The sequence below is a fragment of the Bradyrhizobium sp. S69 genome (assembly GCF_009766005.1).
Classification (GTDB): domain Bacteria; phylum Pseudomonadota; class Alphaproteobacteria; order Rhizobiales; family Xanthobacteraceae; genus Bradyrhizobium.
Genome location: NZ_LMUK01000024.1, coordinates 225,183 through 241,430, shown reverse-complemented (window position 1 = coordinate 241,430; position 16,248 = coordinate 225,183). Strand labels below are relative to the sequence as shown.

General features: G+C 62.0%; 12 protein-coding genes. 9 read left to right on the top strand and 3 right to left on the bottom strand.

Annotation, left to right across the window (positions count from 1 at the left end; all coding sequences use genetic code 11):
- Positions 1-52: 52 nt before the first annotated feature.
- A complete protein-coding gene (locus GSQ88_RS08890; protein ID WP_502706709.1) occupies positions 53-934 on the top strand; it encodes a shikimate dehydrogenase in 882 nt (293 codons plus the stop codon).
- A gap of 161 nt (positions 935-1,095) precedes the next feature.
- Here the strand turns inward: GSQ88_RS08890 and GSQ88_RS08885 are convergent, their stop codons facing one another.
- Positions 1,096-2,484 (bottom strand): MFS transporter, encoded by a 1,389-nt coding sequence (locus tag GSQ88_RS08885; protein WP_159007179.1) that lies wholly within the window; start codon positions 2,482-2,484, stop codon positions 1,096-1,098.
- A 381-nt stretch (positions 2,485-2,865) separates the two neighbouring features.
- Here GSQ88_RS08885 and GSQ88_RS08880 point away from each other — a divergent pair, with 381 nt between their 5' ends.
- Positions 2,866-3,054, top strand: a complete 189-nt coding sequence (locus GSQ88_RS08880; RefSeq protein WP_159007177.1) for a hypothetical protein — start codon at positions 2,866-2,868, stop codon at positions 3,052-3,054.
- Positions 3,055-3,074: 20 nt separating this feature from the next.
- Here the strand turns inward: GSQ88_RS08880 and GSQ88_RS08875 are convergent, their stop codons facing one another.
- Complete coding sequence (locus GSQ88_RS08875; RefSeq protein WP_159007175.1) at positions 3,075-3,326, bottom strand: hypothetical protein; 252 nt, start codon at positions 3,324-3,326, stop codon at positions 3,075-3,077.
- A gap of 402 nt (positions 3,327-3,728) precedes the next feature.
- Between GSQ88_RS08875 and GSQ88_RS08870 the strand changes: the two genes are divergently transcribed.
- The gene (locus tag GSQ88_RS08870; protein WP_246735146.1) at positions 3,729-7,340 is read left to right on the top strand and encodes an autotransporter domain-containing protein; all 3,612 of its coding nucleotides are present in this window, start codon (positions 3,729-3,731) and stop codon (positions 7,338-7,340) included.
- A 35-nt stretch (positions 7,341-7,375) separates the two neighbouring features.
- Here GSQ88_RS08870 and GSQ88_RS08865 read toward each other — a convergent pair whose 3' ends face one another.
- Positions 7,376-7,864 (bottom strand): hypothetical protein, encoded by a 489-nt coding sequence (locus GSQ88_RS08865; protein ID WP_159007173.1) that lies wholly within the window; start codon positions 7,862-7,864, stop codon positions 7,376-7,378.
- 165 nt (positions 7,865-8,029) lie between these two features.
- Between GSQ88_RS08865 and GSQ88_RS08860 the strand changes: the two genes are divergently transcribed.
- From GSQ88_RS08860 to GSQ88_RS08835, 6 genes are all read left to right on the top strand, one after another.
- A complete protein-coding gene (locus GSQ88_RS08860; RefSeq protein ID WP_159007171.1) occupies positions 8,030-8,413 on the top strand; it encodes a hypothetical protein in 384 nt (127 codons plus the stop codon).
- A gap of 363 nt (positions 8,414-8,776) precedes the next feature.
- The gene (locus tag GSQ88_RS08855; protein ID WP_246735144.1) at positions 8,777-9,799 is read left to right on the top strand and encodes an ABC transporter permease; all 1,023 of its coding nucleotides are present in this window, start codon (positions 8,777-8,779) and stop codon (positions 9,797-9,799) included.
- 71 nt (positions 9,800-9,870) lie between these two features.
- Positions 9,871-10,911, top strand: coding sequence for a sugar ABC transporter substrate-binding protein (locus GSQ88_RS08850; protein WP_159007169.1), 1,041 nt, complete (start codon positions 9,871-9,873; stop codon positions 10,909-10,911).
- Positions 10,912-11,047: 136 nt separating this feature from the next.
- A complete protein-coding gene (locus GSQ88_RS08845) occupies positions 11,048-13,177 on the top strand; it encodes an ABC transporter permease (protein ID WP_159007360.1) in 2,130 nt (709 codons plus the stop codon).
- A gap of 1 nt (position 13,178) precedes the next feature.
- Positions 13,179-14,300 carry an SMP-30/gluconolactonase/LRE family protein gene (locus GSQ88_RS08840; RefSeq protein ID WP_159007167.1) on the top strand — a complete coding sequence of 374 codons (1,122 nt, stop codon included), beginning with the start codon at positions 13,179-13,181 and terminating at the stop codon, positions 14,298-14,300.
- A complete protein-coding gene (locus GSQ88_RS08835; RefSeq protein ID WP_159007165.1) occupies positions 14,297-15,862 on the top strand; it encodes a sugar ABC transporter ATP-binding protein in 1,566 nt (521 codons plus the stop codon). The genes GSQ88_RS08840 and GSQ88_RS08835 overlap by 4 nt, the downstream gene beginning before the upstream one ends.
- Positions 15,863-16,248: the final 386 nt, after the last annotated feature.

The window sequence follows — 16,248 nt, the reverse complement described above, 5'->3', positions numbered from 1 at the left end:
CCGGCGAGAACAGCAGCCGACCACCAGTTTCCATTGCGAGGTGATAAGGATCGTGCCCGAATATCAGCCTTCGATCGGTCAACGCTTTCTCACCGGATTGATCGGAGCCCCGATCGCGCATTCGGCTTCGCCTGCGATGCACGAGCAAGCAGCCGATGCTTTGGGTGTGCGCTGCCATTATCAGCTCATCGAGGTCGCGGCCGCCGGCCGCGAGGAATTGCGCGCGCTGTTCAAAGGCGTCAGACGCCTTGGCTTCGCGGGCGTGAACGTCACTTTCCCGTACAAGGAGATGGTGGTCGATCTGCTTGACGAATTGTCTCCGGACGCAGCCGCCATAGGGGCGGTCAATACCGTTCTGGTCCGCAATGGCAGGCTGGTCGGCCACAACACCGACAGCACTGGTTTTGCGAAGGCCGCGACCGATCTGGTCGAACAGTCCGGGCGAGGCACCGTCGCGGTGATCGGCGCGGGCGGCGTCGGCAAAGCCATTGCGTTTGCGCTGGCGGGCCTTGGCGTTGCCGAGATCAGAATATTCGACGCCGACCGGGCAAAAGCCGAACATCTTGCGAAAGGTCTGCGCCCAAACAGTGGAGCCGTCGTGGCCAGCAGCGTCGCGGACGCGCTGCAGGGGGCCGTCGGTCTGGTCAACGCAACGCCGGTTGGAATGCTCCCCGGTCGAGGCACGCCAGTCCCCGGCGCGCTTCTGCACGATGGGCTGTGGGTTGCCGACGCCGTCTATTCGCCACTCTGGACACCCCTCCTAACCGATGCAAAGGCCAGGAATGCGCGCACCATGACCGGACGCGAGCTCGCAATTCATCAGGCCGCCGGCGCGTTCGAATTATTCACGGGGCTAACACCGTCGATCGACGTGATGGGAAATGCATTCGACCGAGCGATGGCAAAAACAACTGGCGCGTCTTGCACATCGTAGCACGCCGCCACGAAGGACCTGTCGCTAGCGCGTTTCGAACCAACGGGTCGCGCGAATGCGCGCCCGATGGCAGGCTCCGTGGGCACCCCTTCACCCCGCAAACTTAGAAAGCGGGTGACGTCCGCGTTTCCCAAAGGGCACAATTTCTTCAAAGGCCCATCTTATTTGAGCACGACCTTGGCTGTGGCCGACGGGTCGGGACGCGACGTGCCGACGGCAGCCGCGGCGGATGCGCGTCCTGGCATGCGCTCCAGCCTTCGATCCTGGCCGACCACGATGGCGCAGATCGCCGTTATCAAAGGGCCGACCGCCAAAAACAACAATCCGATATTGGCACTGCCGGTGGTGTCCTTGATGATTCCGTAGATCGACGGTCCGAACCAGCCGCCGAGATTGCCGACCGAGTTGATCATCGCGAGGCCGCCCGCCGCGGCGACGCCGGTCAGCATCGCGCTCGGGATCGACCAGAAGATCGGGATCAGAGACTGCTGACCCATCATGGCGATGCACAGCGCAACCATGGTGATGACCGGATGGCCCACGCCGATGACCGCACATGCCGCCAGACCCGCCGCGGCCACCAGAGCGGGAACGGCCAGATGCCATTTCCGTTCACCGGTGATGTCGGAATGGTAGCCCCAGGCGATCATCGCGACGAAGGCGCAGATGTAAGGCAACGCTGCCGTTAATCCGATCCATTCGGGGCTTACCCCGAGACCCTTGACTATCAAGGGCAGGAAGAAAACCAGACCGTAAGAGGAAATGTTCTGGCCGAAATAGGCAAGCGTCAGCAGCCAGACCTTGTAGTCACTGAACGCTTGAAGAAGAGAATATTTGCGAACGGCCTCCCGCTGCGTCTGCTCGGAGTCCAGGCGATTCTGCAACCAGGTGCGTTGTTCGGGGGGCAACCAGTTGGCTTCATGCGGGCGGTCGGTCAGCAGCACGTACACGACGAAACACATAATGATCGGCGGTATGCCTTCGACGATATATAGCCACTGCCAGCCGTGGAGTCCGGCAAAGCCGTGCATCTGCAGAAGCAAGCCGCCGACGGGTGGACCGACGAACAGCGAGATCACGCTGGCCGACTGGAACAGGCCCATCATCCGGGAACGGTAGTAGGATGGGAACCACCACGTCAGGTAAAGCAGCACGCCGGGATAAAAACCGGCCTCGGCCAACCCAAGAAGGATACGGTTGCCGTAGAAGCTCCAGTCGTTCCAGACGAAGGCGGTCAGCGCGGCGATGATGCCCCATGTGATGAGGATGCGCGCGATCCATCGGCGCGCCCCGACTTTATTGAGCGCGAGATTGCTGGGAATTTCGGCCAGAAAGTAGCCCAGAAAAAACAAACCGGCTCCGAAGCCGAACACCGCGCTGGAGAAGTGCAGGTCATCGACCATGGTCGTCGCCGCCATGCCGACGTTCGAGCGATCCAGATAGGCGCAGAAGTAACCCAGCATCAGCACGGGCATCAGCCGCCATGCCACCTTTTTCATGGTCTGGCGCTCGATCGGCTCTATTCCATCGAACGCTTGAACGTCTGCCATCCCTGATTCCTTATCCCGTAATGCCGCTTCGATCTGTGGCGAAGTCGCGATAACCCGCGCGCCTCAACCGGTCGGTTGGTCCGACCGACGGCTAAACCATTCGAGTCCCGTCTATAGGGATTTGAGAGAGTTCGTTCAATCACACGTTCGCGACTTCTCCAGACTTCGCGCGATGCTACGTAAAGCTGCGCGGCAGGCATCCTTGGTGGCCTCGGTTGTGTCGGCTTGGATGCGCCAGGGATGCCCGTTCCTCAAAAGCCATGTTATTTGAGCAGAACCCTGGCCGTGATCGACAGGCCGGTTGCGCATATTCCGCGGGGCGCCGGGAACGATCACATTCAGAGATGGTTCCACTCACTATGAATCGAGAGGGAACCATGAATGGCCGATGATAGCGAAATCGCATGGCATCGGGAGCAGATTGCGAAGAACCGCTCCCTTCTGAAAGAGCTGGAAGCGGGTAACACGGCCGGGGGCGATGTATTTCCCGAGACCCAATCGGAGATCGATCACCTCAAGGCGCAAATCGCTCAATCCGAACTGATCGTCGCCGCGAGCGAGAAGCTGTAGGAGACGCGGAGCGATCGCTCTCAACCCTGTTTGAGCAGGGCCTTGACCCGATCCTCCGGCCACCGTTCACCCGGCGGGCGGACGCGGACGACGGATCCGTCGTCGCAGTTGATCAGGCCATGCGAGGCCACATGATCGTTGATTTCAAAAAGCTGTAGCTCGGTGGTCGGTAGCCAGGCCAAGGTCAAGTCAATGTCGCCGGGAAAAATCTGCCAGACCGATTCATCGCTCAGTTTGACAATATGGCTTTCGGAATGGGCCAGAATCTTCATTATTTGGGCTCTGCGATATCGGATCCTGGTCAAGCCCCTTGGCGGGTGAATTGTTCCGCGCCCCGCATTGCCGAATGAGATCGTTGCCGTCCTTCAGCCCACGCCTCGGCGCTTCCCGTTCACAATCCCGAACCTGATCCGATCAAGCTTGCCTCCGGGGTCCGCGCCTGATCGGGGAAAACAGGCTTGCTGGCGCAGGATGGAGTAAGTCCGCAGACCAGATTTTGGCTTCCGTCAGCAACTCGCTCAGAGGTGCGATCCGCCTTGGACATCGCCGTTGGTTACCTCCGGGAGCGCCCATCAGTCCAAACCGACCGCTGGCGGGTCCAAGCTGCCGTTCTGATTTTCTGATCAATTTAAGAGGTCGGCAGCAATCGCCTTTGCCCGGCAAAGGACTAGCGTATGCGTATTCTCACACGTGCCTTGCTTGTCTTCGTCGCGCTTTGCCTGACGGGCGGTGCCGTGCGGGCTCAGTCGCTCGATATTCCCCTGAACTTCGCCCTCGAGAACACGACCGACAGGAACGGCGCCGTTCTGATCATCAATGTCGGAATTGGAGGTGCCGCACCGCAGCCCTATCTCTTCGATACCGGCTCTTCGTTTTTTGTCGCGAATGCCATGCAAGGGGCTTTTGGCAGCGTGCCTACCAGCATGAGTGGCATGCCGACCGGCCTCAAGACGGGCTACGCGGATGGCGTGGAATACACCTACAATCTTGTCGGCGTCCCATCGCTCACGTTCTATCCGTCATCCACCTCGACAAATGGCGGCGTTACGCTGAATGCGGTCTCGCCGTCGGGCAGCGCGTCGCAATTCCTGATGGGAGCGGTCACCAATAGCACCGGATCGTTTCCGGAAGGCGCGCTTCCAGGGGTCTTCAATGGTGACAACGGGATTTTCGGCGCCAGCAATTTCCTGTCCAGCCTCGTGGGCCCGGGCTATACCGCCACCAAGGGCCCAGGCAGCCCTCTGGGTCAGGCCATCATCCCAGGAACGACCTCAGGCTATGTGGTTGCCGCCAACGGTCAGCCGCTGAGTGCGATCAACGGCGGCAACGTCGGCCCTTACCAGCAATACGTATCGTCGCCGAACGGGCCGCAGGTCGGTCAAAGCGTCACGTCGTGCAGCCCTTGCGTGATGCTCGGCCTGACGCCAGCGCTGATCGCGCAATTCATGCCGGCCAATTTGATCACCACGCATCACGATCCCGCCGACGGGACGTTTGCGAATTCCGGTGCGCCCGCCACCATCGAAAACGCTTACTTCCTGAACATCACGTCGTCCGCGCCGGGGCAGCCGACGGTCACGGTGTCATCGCGGAGCCTGCTGGATACCGGAACATCCTTTTACTTTTTGTCGACCGGTATCCCTACTGCGAACTATGCCAATGGCGGCCAGCTGACGATTTCAGGTCCGGCGAATGGCGCGACGACCACGACGGTCACGCTCATCAACAACAGCGACCCGGCCGCATGTTGCAATCCTTACTACGCGCTTTCGTCCAGCGATATTAGTGACGGTTCGGAATCCACCATCGGCCTGCCGTTTTTTCTCAACAATTCGGTCCTGTTCAATCTGGCGGGCCAGGCCGTCGGTTACACCTCCAACTTCGTGACCGACGTCAATATCGCGACCACGTCCGCTTCACCGCTCGTGATCGATTCCAATTCGGTCCCGCTCGGCCTTGCCGGTATTATCTCCGGTAACGGTGCGCTCCAGGTCGTTAATGGCGGGTCGGCCACCTTGAGCGGCACCAACACGTATACGGGTCCGACCACGGTCAGTAACGGCGGCTTCCTCGCGCTGGTCGGTCCGGGCAGCATCTCGACATCGAGTGGCGTCAGCGTGTCGAGCGGCGGCATCTTCGACATTTCCGGGGTCGGTAGCGGATCGCCGACCGCCGCCACCATCACGTCACTGTCGAGCACCGACAGTGCGGGGTTCGTCCTGCTTGGCGCCAATCAGCTCGTCCTCACCAACGCCAGCGGTACATTCGCAGGCACGATCGGAGACGGCGGTTTGTACGGTGGCACCGGCGGCTCGCTCGTGCTCGCGGGCGGCACCGAGACCTTGACCGGGGCCAACGTCTATACCGGCGGCACGATCGTGCTGGCAGGCACCTTGCAGATGTTGGGCGCCGGCACGCTGGGCGCCACGACTGGCACGACAACGCTATTGGGCGGCGTGCTCGATCTTGGCCACACCACGCAAACGCAGGCTGCGCTTTATCTTGCGGGCGGCACGCTGCAGAACGGCAGTCTGGACGCGCCGATTACGTCCACGGGTGGCGTCATCAATGACATCGGCGGCACCGCGAGCCTTACCACCACGTCCGGCTTCACGTTTATCCTGGGCGCGAACACCTATACCGGTGGAACGAGCGTCTATGGCGGCGTGCTGGATGTGATCGGCTCGCTCACCGATCCCACCGTCAACGCCGGCGGCTTGTTGATGGGCAGTGGAACGGTCGGATCGACGCAGGTCAACGCCGGCGGCATTTTTGCTCCCGGAAATGGCACGGCGGGTTCCTCGATCAACGTATCGGGCAACCTCGCGTTCCAGTCCGGTGCGCTTTACCTGGTATTGCTGAACCAGACATCGTCCTATGCGGGCGTCACCGGCAGCGCGACGCTTGGCGGCGCCATCATCGACGCGGTCTACGGCAGCTATGTTTCGAAGCGATATACCGTCCTGACCGCCGGCAGCGTCAGCGGCACATTCGGTTCGCTGGTCAACACCAATCTGCCGGCGAACTTCACGAGCAGCCTGAGCTACGACGCCAATGATGCGTACCTCAATCTGGCATTGGGCTTCGGGTCTGGCGCTGGCCTGAACCCCAACCAGCAGAAAGTCGCCAATGCGCTGACCAATTTCTTCAACGCCAATGGCGGCATTCCGGCAGTGTACGGCACGCTGACGCCGACAGGCCTGACGCAGGCCTCGGGCGAAACTGCGACCGGCTCGCAGCAGACCACGTTCAATGCCATGAACCAGTTCATGGGCGTGATGACCGATCCGTTTGTCGCAGGCCGTGGCGATGGAGCGAGCGCGGGCGGCGGCGCCACGGGTTATGCCGATGAGGCGAACGCCTATGCCGCCAAGCGCAATCCGAACGATGCGCTGGCGGCGATCTATACCAAGGCACGCCCCGTCGCCCCGTTCGAGCCGCGCTGGAGCACCTGGGTAGCCGGCTTTGGCGGATCGCAGAACACCGACGGCAATGCGGTGGTTGGTTCGAACAACACCACCTCCACCGTCGCCGGCACCGCGGTTGGCGCCGACTATCGCTTCTCGCCGTATACGATCGCAGGTTTTGCGCTGGTTGGCGGCGGCACCAGCTTCAGCGTCAACGGATCGGGCAGCGGCCATTCCGACCTGTTCCAGGTCGGTGCGTTCGTTCGGCACGATGTCGGGCCGGCCTATATCTTGGCGTCATTGGCGTATGGCTGGCAGGACATCACCACCAATCGCACCGTAACCATTGCCGGCGCCGACCAGTTGCGCGCCGAGTTCAACGCCAACGCGTTCTCCGGGCGGCTCGAAGGCGGCTATCGCTTCGTGACGCCGTACTTCGGCGGCGTCGGCATCACGCCCTATGCTGCTGGCCAGTTCACCACCTTCGACCTGCCGAGCTACGCCGAAAGCGCCTTGTCGGGCTCAAGCGCGTTCGCGCTGAGCTATAATTCGCAGAGCGTCACTGACGCCCGCAGCGAACTCGGCATCCGCACCGACAAATCGTTCGCGGTGCAGGGCGGTATCTTCACCCTGCGCAGCCGCTTCGCCTGGGCGCACGACTACGATCCCAGCCGTTCGGTCGCGTCCACCTTCCAGGCGCTGCCCGGAGCGTCGTTCGTCGTCAACGGCGCGGCGCAGTCGGCCGACTCCGCGCTCACCACGGCTTCCGCCGAGATGAAGTGGACCAACAACTGGTCGATCGCCGCGACCTTCGAAGGCGAGTTCTCCGATGTGACGCGCAGCTACGCCGGCAAGGGCGTGGTGCGCTATATCTGGTGATTTGAAGGTTTATCGCGGGCCAACCGCTCAGCGATTTACAAATCGCATCGCGGTGAAAGGTCCAGCGACCTCAAAAGACTTCCCATGGCGTCGCGTCGGCAATGCCAGACCTCAGTCTTGGCGGCGGTCTTGGCGTTCGAGGCGGTGGTGCCACCGCTCTTCCTCGGCTCGCTTCTTTTGACATGCCGACGAGATGACTCAGTCGGGACGATCTTGGCGTTGGCATCTTGCCAGCGCCGGTTCTCGACCTTCTGGATCGTCTCCGGCACCTCAGCTGGAATTTCCACAGGCGTCTCTGCGAGCGTCGCCGCCGGCGCCGGCGGCGAGCTGACTTCAGTCTCCACACGAATGCTGGGCAGTGGCAGTCTGTCGGACTTTGTCAATTCGTTGGGCACGGCCGCGAGCTCGATGTTGCTGTCATCGGCGGTGGGGGCCGGATTGGCGAACGGCCCGGCGGTCTTGACCGCCATCGCAGCGCCCAGACCAACCACGCAAAACAAGGCGAACCAGATCGTCCTCGTCATTCCCAATGCAAAGGCTCCTGTCGTGTGGAGAAGATTAGGAGCTAATCTTCAAGACCGAATTCGGGCGGATTGGTGTGACCCGACCGCGTGCCTTGCCATGTTTCCCATAGTTTTGACCTAAACACGGGACAGGCTAACCACAGGGTTAATTTGGGACAGCCGGTCATGCGCGGTATCGTTTTCGGGTTATTGCTGGTGCCGCTGATCGCTTGCAGCGACGTTTGGGCGGAGGATGCGCAAATCCCGAACGCCACTACCGGCGGTTCGCAGCAGGCGAACCAGAACCAAAAGCTCCCCTCGGAGCAGGTGTCGCCGTCGAGCCAAATCGACCGCTCCAAAAATCGCAAGCAGACATCAATGACCCGGTCTCGCGCGCTTTCCACCCCGGCGGCGCTGCCGCTTTCAAGCGCCGAGACCTATGCGTCCGAGCATCCCGGCAACCTCGCAGTTTCATCCGCGCCCAAACCGGCGCCGCCTGCCGGTAACTCTCCCAGTAACTCTTGGACCGGCTTTTACGTCGGGGCTGGGGTCGGCGCTGCTCAGCCTTAGAAATTGAGCCAGCCCAAATTGAGCCAGCCTAAGGGATACACTCACCAAAACCCTAGCCGCGGTGCTCGGGCTATGGATGCGCGTAAGAAGACTCGCACCACACGCCGAGATATCGCCCGGCGATCGCTGATCATTCCGCAACCTCAAGCTGACATCATTCCGTCGATGCATCGCGTGCGAGTTGTTCGCCGACGATGAAGCTTGCCGGGAAGGCGCCGATGACGGTGAGCCATTATTCCGAGCCGCGGAACATTTGCCGCGGGCTTGGCGATAGTTCGGGCTTGCTAGACGCGTCGCGCCCGGGCACGATGATACCAATAGCGCTAAAAGCGCGAGATAAAATAAATCGGGAGGGGCGTTGCCATGGCACTTGATGCTTCGGCAGGCGGCGAGAGTAAATCCGTCGGCAGCATGCTCGTGCAACTGCTCAGGAAGCCGTCGCAGGAACAGATCGTTTTGCTGCTGGTGCTGGCGCTGCTGGTGATCTTCAGCATCAGCCTGCCGGGCTTCTCGACGCTCACCAACCTGCTCAATCTGGTTCGCAGCATTTCCATTCTCGGCATTCTGGGCCTCGGCATGGGGCTGATCGTCATCAGCCGGGGCATCGACCTCAGCATGGTCTCGATCATGGCCGCCGCCTGGTCGATCCCGCTCAACCAGATGGAAGCCGGCCTGCCGATCGGCTGGGCAATCCTGCTGTCGGTTTTCATCGCGGTGCTGATCGGCGCCATCAACGGCATCGTCATCGCCTTCGTCGAGGCGCCGCCGCTGTTCGTGACGCTGGCCGCCAGCTTCGTCATCTATGGCGTGGCGTTCTGGATCGCGCCCGCCTGGGTGGTCTATGCGCCGAAGAACGCCCCGGTGCTGCTGTATCCCGGGCAGGGCCTGCTGTTCGGCATCCCGATGCCCATCATCGTCTTTTTGGTTGCCGCCACCGTCATGCACCTTTTTCTTTCAAGGACGTCGGTGGGACGCTTCGTCTACGGCCAGGGCGATAATCCCGAAGCCGCCCGGCTGGCGGGTATTCCGCTTCGGCCGCTGATCGTGCTCGAATACGCGATCGTCGCCCTGCTGGCATGGCTCGCGGGTCTGGTCTGGATCGGCACCACCGGCAGCATGCAGATGTCGATCACGCAGGGCACCATGGTGTTCGACGTGATCCTCGTGGTGGTGCTGGGCGGCATCAGCCTGATCGGCGGCCGCGGCAGCGTGCTCAGCGTCGTGGTCGGCTGCATGCTGATCGGCACCTTGCTCAACGCCTTCACCATCATGGACGTCAACAGCGAGGTTCAGAACATCATCCGCGGGATGGTGCTGCTGGCGGCCATTCTGCTCGACAACTGGCTGCACCCGCGTGACGAGGAGACTGCGCGCCAGGGCGACTGAAACAATATCCGGCTTTGGGCCGGCAACAACAAAAACATCATCAAACATTTCAACAGGGAGGATAAAATATCATGCTGACAAGACAAATCCTGGCGAAAACCGCCGCGGTTCTTTCTGCCGCGGCAATGCTTTGCCTGTGCGGACCGGTCGTTGCCCAGGCGCAGGACGAAGGCGGCACCAAGGCCGCCCGCGAACTTCGCGCCGAGTACGATACGGCGGTGAAAGGCAAGACCATCGCCTATCTGCCGATTTCGCTCGCCGCCCCGATCACCGCCGAATGGGGCCGCATGATCGAGATGGAGGCCGCGTGGCGCGGCATGAAGTACGTGGTGCGGGATCCGAATTTCGACAGCGCCGCGCAGTTGCAGGCGTTGACCGCGCTGGTCAACGACAAGGTCGATGTGATCATCGTGCAGAATCCGAGCGTGACGCTGCTGGCCAAGGAGCTCAAGCGCGCCGAAGCGCAGGGCATTCACGTCATCCAGATCAACATGGCCTCGAACTACAAGTCCGACGCCTTCGTCGGTGCCGACTGGCATGAAGTCGGCCGCGTGCTGGCCGACGAGGTCGTAAAGCAATGCGGCACGGCCTCCGGCAAGTCCGGCAAGGTGCAGATCGTCCAGGGCGAACTCACCGCCGCGGCGAGCGTCGATCAGGTCGGCGCCATGCTCGACGTCTTCAGCAAGGACAAGAACATCAAGGTGGTCTCCAACCAGGCCGCCAACTGGGACGCCAATACCGCGCTCAACATCACGGCGACCGTGATCCAGCAGAATCCGGATCTCTGCGCCAGCGTCGGGTTCTGGACCATCATGGAATCCGGTGCCGCGCAGGCGATCCGCAACGCCGGCAAGATCGATTCCGTCAAGATTTATGCCTCCGGCGAAGGCTCGCAGCTCGATTGCGACCAGGTCAACCAGGGCAATTTCACGAAATTCCTGAACTACAAATCGACCGAGCAGGGCCATGACCTCGTGCAGGCCGCCGTGGGATTGCTGGAGGGAGGCTTGAAGCCGGGGACCAAGCAACTGGCCTATTTCACGATTCCGGAATGGGTCGACAAGAGCAATGCGTCCGGCGCCAACTGCTTCGCGCTGCCGAAGGCGAAATGATGCGGCGCATCTGATCGTCGCTCCCGCCCTGTCCAGGGCGGGAGCCGTCCGCCCGGGGGAGCCGCCTGCCAAGGAATCTGTCTGCCAAGGAATTCTGTCAAGGAAGTTTTGCCTGATGTCGATGACGACTTCGAATATGATCAGTTTCTCCCAGCGATTGCGCGCCAGCTACTCGCCGCGATTGCTGCTTTCGGAACTGCTGATGAAGCAGTGGTTCGAACCGGTGATCCCGTTCCTTTTGATGATCGGGCTATTGGTCTATTTCGCGATCGCGATTCCGGGCTACGCCAGCCTCGACAATTTCCAGTCCCTGATGCGGCTCTACGCGGAGTTCGGCTTCGTCGCGCTCGGCATGGCCTTCTGCCTGATCGCCGGCGGCATCGATCTCAGCGTCGGCGCCAATTTCGCGCTCTGCAATTTTGCCGCGCTGTTCTTTCTATTGGTGATGGAATGGCCGGCCTGGCTGGTCGCGCTCGCCACCCTGGGCGTCGGCATGGCGATCGGCGCCATCAACGGCATCCTGATCGGTTACATCAAGGCGCGTCCGTTCCTGACCACGCTGGTCACGCTGATCATCCTGCGTGCCTCGGTCAACATCCTGGGTGAGAAATACGCCACCGTGTTCGCGACCAATTCGGTCGAGAACGATGCCTGGGACTTTCTCGGCGAAGGGTTTGTGCTGGGCATTCCGATCAACGCGGCGGTGCTGATCCTGGTGCTGCTGGTCGGCCACGTCTTTCTCAGCCGGTCGCGTTACGGCTGGCATCTCACCGCGATCGGGGCCAGCCGCAAGGCGGCGCGCCATGCCGGTATCGCGGTGGAGCGAATGCTGTTCGCGACCTACGTGTTGTCGGGCGCGCTGTGCGCGGCCGGGGGCATTTTCTACGCCGCGCGGCAGGCCAGCGCGGATTCCAGAACCGGGGTGGGCTGGGAATTCTCGGCGCTCACCGCGGTCGTGCTGGGCGGCGTTTCGCTCGCCGGCGGCAAGGGCACGGTGTGGCGCGCGATGATCGGCGCCATCATCATCTTCGCGCTGACCAACGGCTTCGTCCGCATGGGCATTCCCGGCTACATTACCTCCGGAATGATCGGCGTCATCCTGCTGGTCGCGGTCGGCATCGACGTCAAATGGAGCAAGAACCGCGGCAAGGCCGTGCAGAAAATGTACGTCAATCCGGCGCAGGTGCCGCTGGCGCCGGCGCCTTCGCTTCAGCGCGGCAGCGGTTCGCCTTACGCGCAGAACGACCGGCTCATCAACGCCGAAGCGATCGGCCTCGATCGGGTGGAAGGACCGGAGGACGTCATTCTCGACCGGCAGGACCGGCTCTACGGCGCCACCCGCGACGGCAACGTGATCCGCTTCTCCGGTCCGAATTTCGAGCACCGCGAAGTCTTCGCCCATATCGGCGGGCGTCCGCTCGGCATGCAGTTCGACAAGGACGAGAACCTGATCGTGGCGGTCGCCGGCATGGGCGTCTACGGCGTGAAGCCGAACCAGGAGGTCTTCAAGGTCACCGACGAGACCAACCGCACCTGGTACAAGCTGAACGACGACAGCCGCCTGCGCATGGCGGACGATCTCGACATCGCGCCCGACGGCAAGATCTATTTCAGCGATTGCACCACCCGGTACGAAATGACGACCAACACCCTCGATCTGATCGAGGGAAGGCCGAACGGCCGGCTCGTGGTCTACGATCCCGCGACCCGCAAGACCCGCACGCTGATCAGCCATTTTCATTTCCCGAACGGGATCTGCGTGTCGCATGACGCCCGCTCGATACTGATCGCCAGCACGACCTTGTGCAAGGTGTACCGCTACTGGCTCGAAGGCGAAAAGAAAGGCGAACTCGAAGTTCTGCTCGACCAGATCCCCGGCAATTGCGACAACATCAATCGCGCCTCCGACGGCACCTATTGGCTCGCGCTGGTCGGCATCCGCACCCCGGCGTTCGATCTGGCGTCGCGGATGCCGGGCTTTCGTTTGCGCATGGTCAAGCAAACGCCGATCGACGAATGGCTGGCGCCGGGGCTCAACCACGGCTGCGTGCTGAAATTCACCGAAAGCGGCGAGGTGCTCGAATCCTTCTGGGACCCGACCGGCATCTCGCATTCGACGTTGACGTCGATGCGCGAGCACAAGGGTTACCTTTACCTTGGTGGCCTGGAAAACAACCGCATCGGGCGAATCAAGCTGGATGGGGCCGATCCGACCTGGACCGGATACGAGGCCTATTGGGGCAACAAAAGGCGCGATAAGGCATAGCATGGGGTTCTTCACTTATTTTCTGCGCGACATGGAACAGATCGTGTTCCCCAAGCGCGAGCAGAACGCGATTCCGTCGATGGACGGCGCGCTCAGTCCAAATGATCGCCTCGATGGCTGCGAGGTGATCGGCGAGCCGATCCCGGGCGCCGATGATGTGGCGGTGGGCGGCGATGGCGCGCTCTACGTCTCCGCCGGCAGGCAGGTGCTGCGGCTGTCGGGCGACGGATATCGCGAGCGCAAACTGTTCGCGAGCTTCGAGGGCAATGCCGGCGGGCTCGCCAGCCATCCCGACGGGAGGCTGCTGGTCTGCGTGTCCGGTCGCGGTCTCGCCGCGGTCGATGGCACAGGGCAGCAGGCGTGGCTCAATCAGGCCGGCGATCAGCCGCTCAATTGCCCGACCGGCGTGGCCGCGGCGCCCGACGGCAGCATCTTCGTCAGCAACGGCAGCAACCGGAATACGCCGGAGGATTGGGCAACCGACCTGATGCAGAAGAACCGCGGCGGCCGCCTGGTCGCCTGCGGGCCGGCCCTCGACAAGCCGACGGTGCTGCTGCGCGATCTTGCCTATCCGCATGGCCTGGCGATTGCCGGCGACGGCAAGAACCTCCTGCTGACCGAAAGCTGGAGCCATAAAGTCAGCACCGCTCCGCTGCAGGGGCAGGGAATTGGCAAGATGATGGCGGTCAATTCCAACCTGCCGGGCTATCCGGCGCGGCTCGCGCCGGCCGCCGATGGCGGCTTCTGGCTCGGCCTGTTTGCGTTGCGCACGCACCTCGTCGAATTCGTGCTGCGCGAAGACGATTTCCGCGAGGAGATGATGCGAACCATCGAGCCCCGTCACTGGGTGGTGCCCGCATTGGCCTCCGGCGGCGACTGCCTTGAACCGATGCAATTCGGTTCGATCAAGGCGCTCGGCATCCAGAAACCCTGGGCGCCGGCGCGTTCCTACGGGCTGGTCGCGCGCCTCAATGAGGATGGCGATGTGGTGGAGAGCCTGCACAGCCGGGTCGGCGGGCATCATCACGGCATCACCGCTGTTCGTGAGACGGCGCAGGGGCTGGTAATCGTTTCCAAGGGCAGCGGACGGGTTCTGCTGGACCGGTCAGGTGGGCGTCAATGAGCGAAGTTCTGTCGACGCCGGTGGCGAATGTCACATCCGCTTCCGCAGCCAAGGAACCCGTGCTGCGGGTGGTCGGCGGTAGCAAGATCTATGGCGGCGTGCATGCCATCGAAGACATCGATTTTGATCTCTATGCCGGTGAAGTCCACGCGCTGGTCGGCGAGAACGGTGCCGGCAAGTCGACGCTCAGCAAGGCGATCGCAGGCGCCATCAAGCTGAGCGCCGGCGAATATTACGTCGACGGCAAGCTCGCCAATTTCGACAAGCCGGGCGACGCGCTCGCCGCCGGCATCTGCATGGTCTACCAGGAAACCAGCCTGGTGCCGACCATGAGCGCTGCGCAGAATATCGAACTCGGCAATGAGAAGCTGATCACCAGCTTCCGCACCCTCAACATCCAGGCCCAGCAACTGCTTCAGTCGCTGAATTTCCATATCGATCCGGCGACGCCGGTGGCGCTGCTCGGGACGGCGAAGCGGCAGATGGTCGAAATCGCCCGCGCGGTCTATCACAACGCGCGCATCATCATCTTTGACGAGCCGACCGCCAGTCTCACGCCGGAAGAGATCGTGCATTTCTTCAATCTGGTCCGTGACCTGCGCAACCGCGGCGTCGCCATCATCTATATCTCACACGCGCTCGAGGAATCGTTGCAGATATCCGACCGCATCACCGTGCTGCGCGACGGCCGGCTGGTGATCACGGCCAAGACGCCGGAGATGACGCGGGAAAAGCTGGTGCGTCACATGGTTGGTCGCGACATCAAGCAGACGCATTATGCCCGCGCGGCGGAGGCGGCGCGCGGCGGAACCGCCCGCCGAACCCGCGGCGCCAAGGTGCTGACGGTGGAAAACGTCACCATGGGCATGGTGGTGAAGAACATGTCGTTCTCGGTTTACGCCGGCGAGGTCGTCGGCATCGCCGGCCTGATCGGTTCCGGCCGCACCGAGATCGCCAAGATCATCTTCGGCGCGCTGAAGCGCAACCTGATCAACGGCGGCACCATCAAGCTGCGCGGCAAGCCGGTGCGATACCGGGTGCCGAAGCAGGCCATCGATGCCGGCATCGCCTACATCACCGAGGACCGCAAGCTCAACGGTTTCTTCGAGACCATGGTGGTGGACGACAATGTCTATATCGGCAAGCTCGCGACCAAAACCGGCTGGCGGTTCCTGCTGTCGAAGCTGACCCGCAACAAGCTCGCCAGCCTGTGGGTCGAACGCCTGAAGATCAGCACCTTGCAGCGCAGCGCCAGAATCGTCGAATTGTCCGGCGGCAACCAGCAGAAGGTCGTGGTGGCGAAATCGCTGGTGCAGGATCCCTCGATCATCATCTTCGACGAGCCGACCCGCGGTGTTGATGTCGGCACCATTCCGGAGATTCACGCGCAGATCCGCCGCCTCGCGGAAGAAGGCAAGGCGGTCGTGGTGATCTCGTCCTATCTGCCCGAGGTCCTCAGCATCTCGGACCGCATCCTGGTGGCCCGCCTCGGCCGCATCGTGGCCGAGTTCGATGCCGCCAGCGCGACCGAGGACAAGGTGATGTACGCGGCTATCCATTAGATGTCTTAAGACGTCTGATGGGTGCGAAGAGCGTGACGTGATCGAAAACGCTGGCCGAAGCGGCGACGAGAGTTGCCGTTCGAGACCTAGAGGACGGTGATTATTAAATTGAAGCGACCCCGATTTCCTTCACCTCTCCCGTTGGGAGAGGTCGGCGCGTAGCGCCGGGTGAGGGGTTAGGGCCTTCGTTTGGCAATAAGAACCCTCACCCGATTTGCGCCGGACGATGCTTCGCATCGCCGGGGGCAAATCGACCTCTCCCCGCCGGGGAGAGGTGAAGTGAAGTGCGCCGATAGCTCCAGCGCAATCTAATCTCATCCCGTTCTGATGTTCGCGACCTTCCGTTCAAGACCTTCCGTTCAAGACTTGCCGTTCATCTGCAAATG

Bases quoted from the DNA above. Each gene is read 5' to 3' on its own strand.
- GSQ88_RS08885 (WP_159007179.1), bottom strand. From the start codon at position 2,484: ATGGCAGACGTTCAAGCGTTCGATGGAATAGAGCCGATCGAGCGCCAG.
- GSQ88_RS08880 (WP_159007177.1), top strand. From the start codon at position 2,866: ATGGCCGATGATAGCGAAATCGCATGGCATCGGGAGCAGATTGCGAAG.
- GSQ88_RS08875 (WP_159007175.1), bottom strand. From the start codon at position 3,326: ATGAAGATTCTGGCCCATTCCGAAAGCCATATTGTCAAACTGAGCGAT.
- GSQ88_RS08870 (WP_246735146.1), top strand. From the start codon at position 3,729: ATGCGTATTCTCACACGTGCCTTGCTTGTCTTCGTCGCGCTTTGCCTG.
- GSQ88_RS08865 (WP_159007173.1), bottom strand. From the start codon at position 7,864: ATGACGAGGACGATCTGGTTCGCCTTGTTTTGCGTGGTTGGTCTGGGC.
- GSQ88_RS08860 (WP_159007171.1), top strand. From the start codon at position 8,030: ATGCGCGGTATCGTTTTCGGGTTATTGCTGGTGCCGCTGATCGCTTGC.
- GSQ88_RS08855 (WP_246735144.1), top strand. From the start codon at position 8,777: ATGGCACTTGATGCTTCGGCAGGCGGCGAGAGTAAATCCGTCGGCAGC.
- GSQ88_RS08850 (WP_159007169.1), top strand. From the start codon at position 9,871: ATGCTGACAAGACAAATCCTGGCGAAAACCGCCGCGGTTCTTTCTGCC.
- GSQ88_RS08845 (WP_159007360.1), top strand. From the start codon at position 11,048: ATGATCAGTTTCTCCCAGCGATTGCGCGCCAGCTACTCGCCGCGATTG.
- GSQ88_RS08840 (WP_159007167.1), top strand. From the start codon at position 13,179: ATGGGGTTCTTCACTTATTTTCTGCGCGACATGGAACAGATCGTGTTC.
- GSQ88_RS08835 (WP_159007165.1), top strand. From the start codon at position 14,297: ATGAGCGAAGTTCTGTCGACGCCGGTGGCGAATGTCACATCCGCTTCC.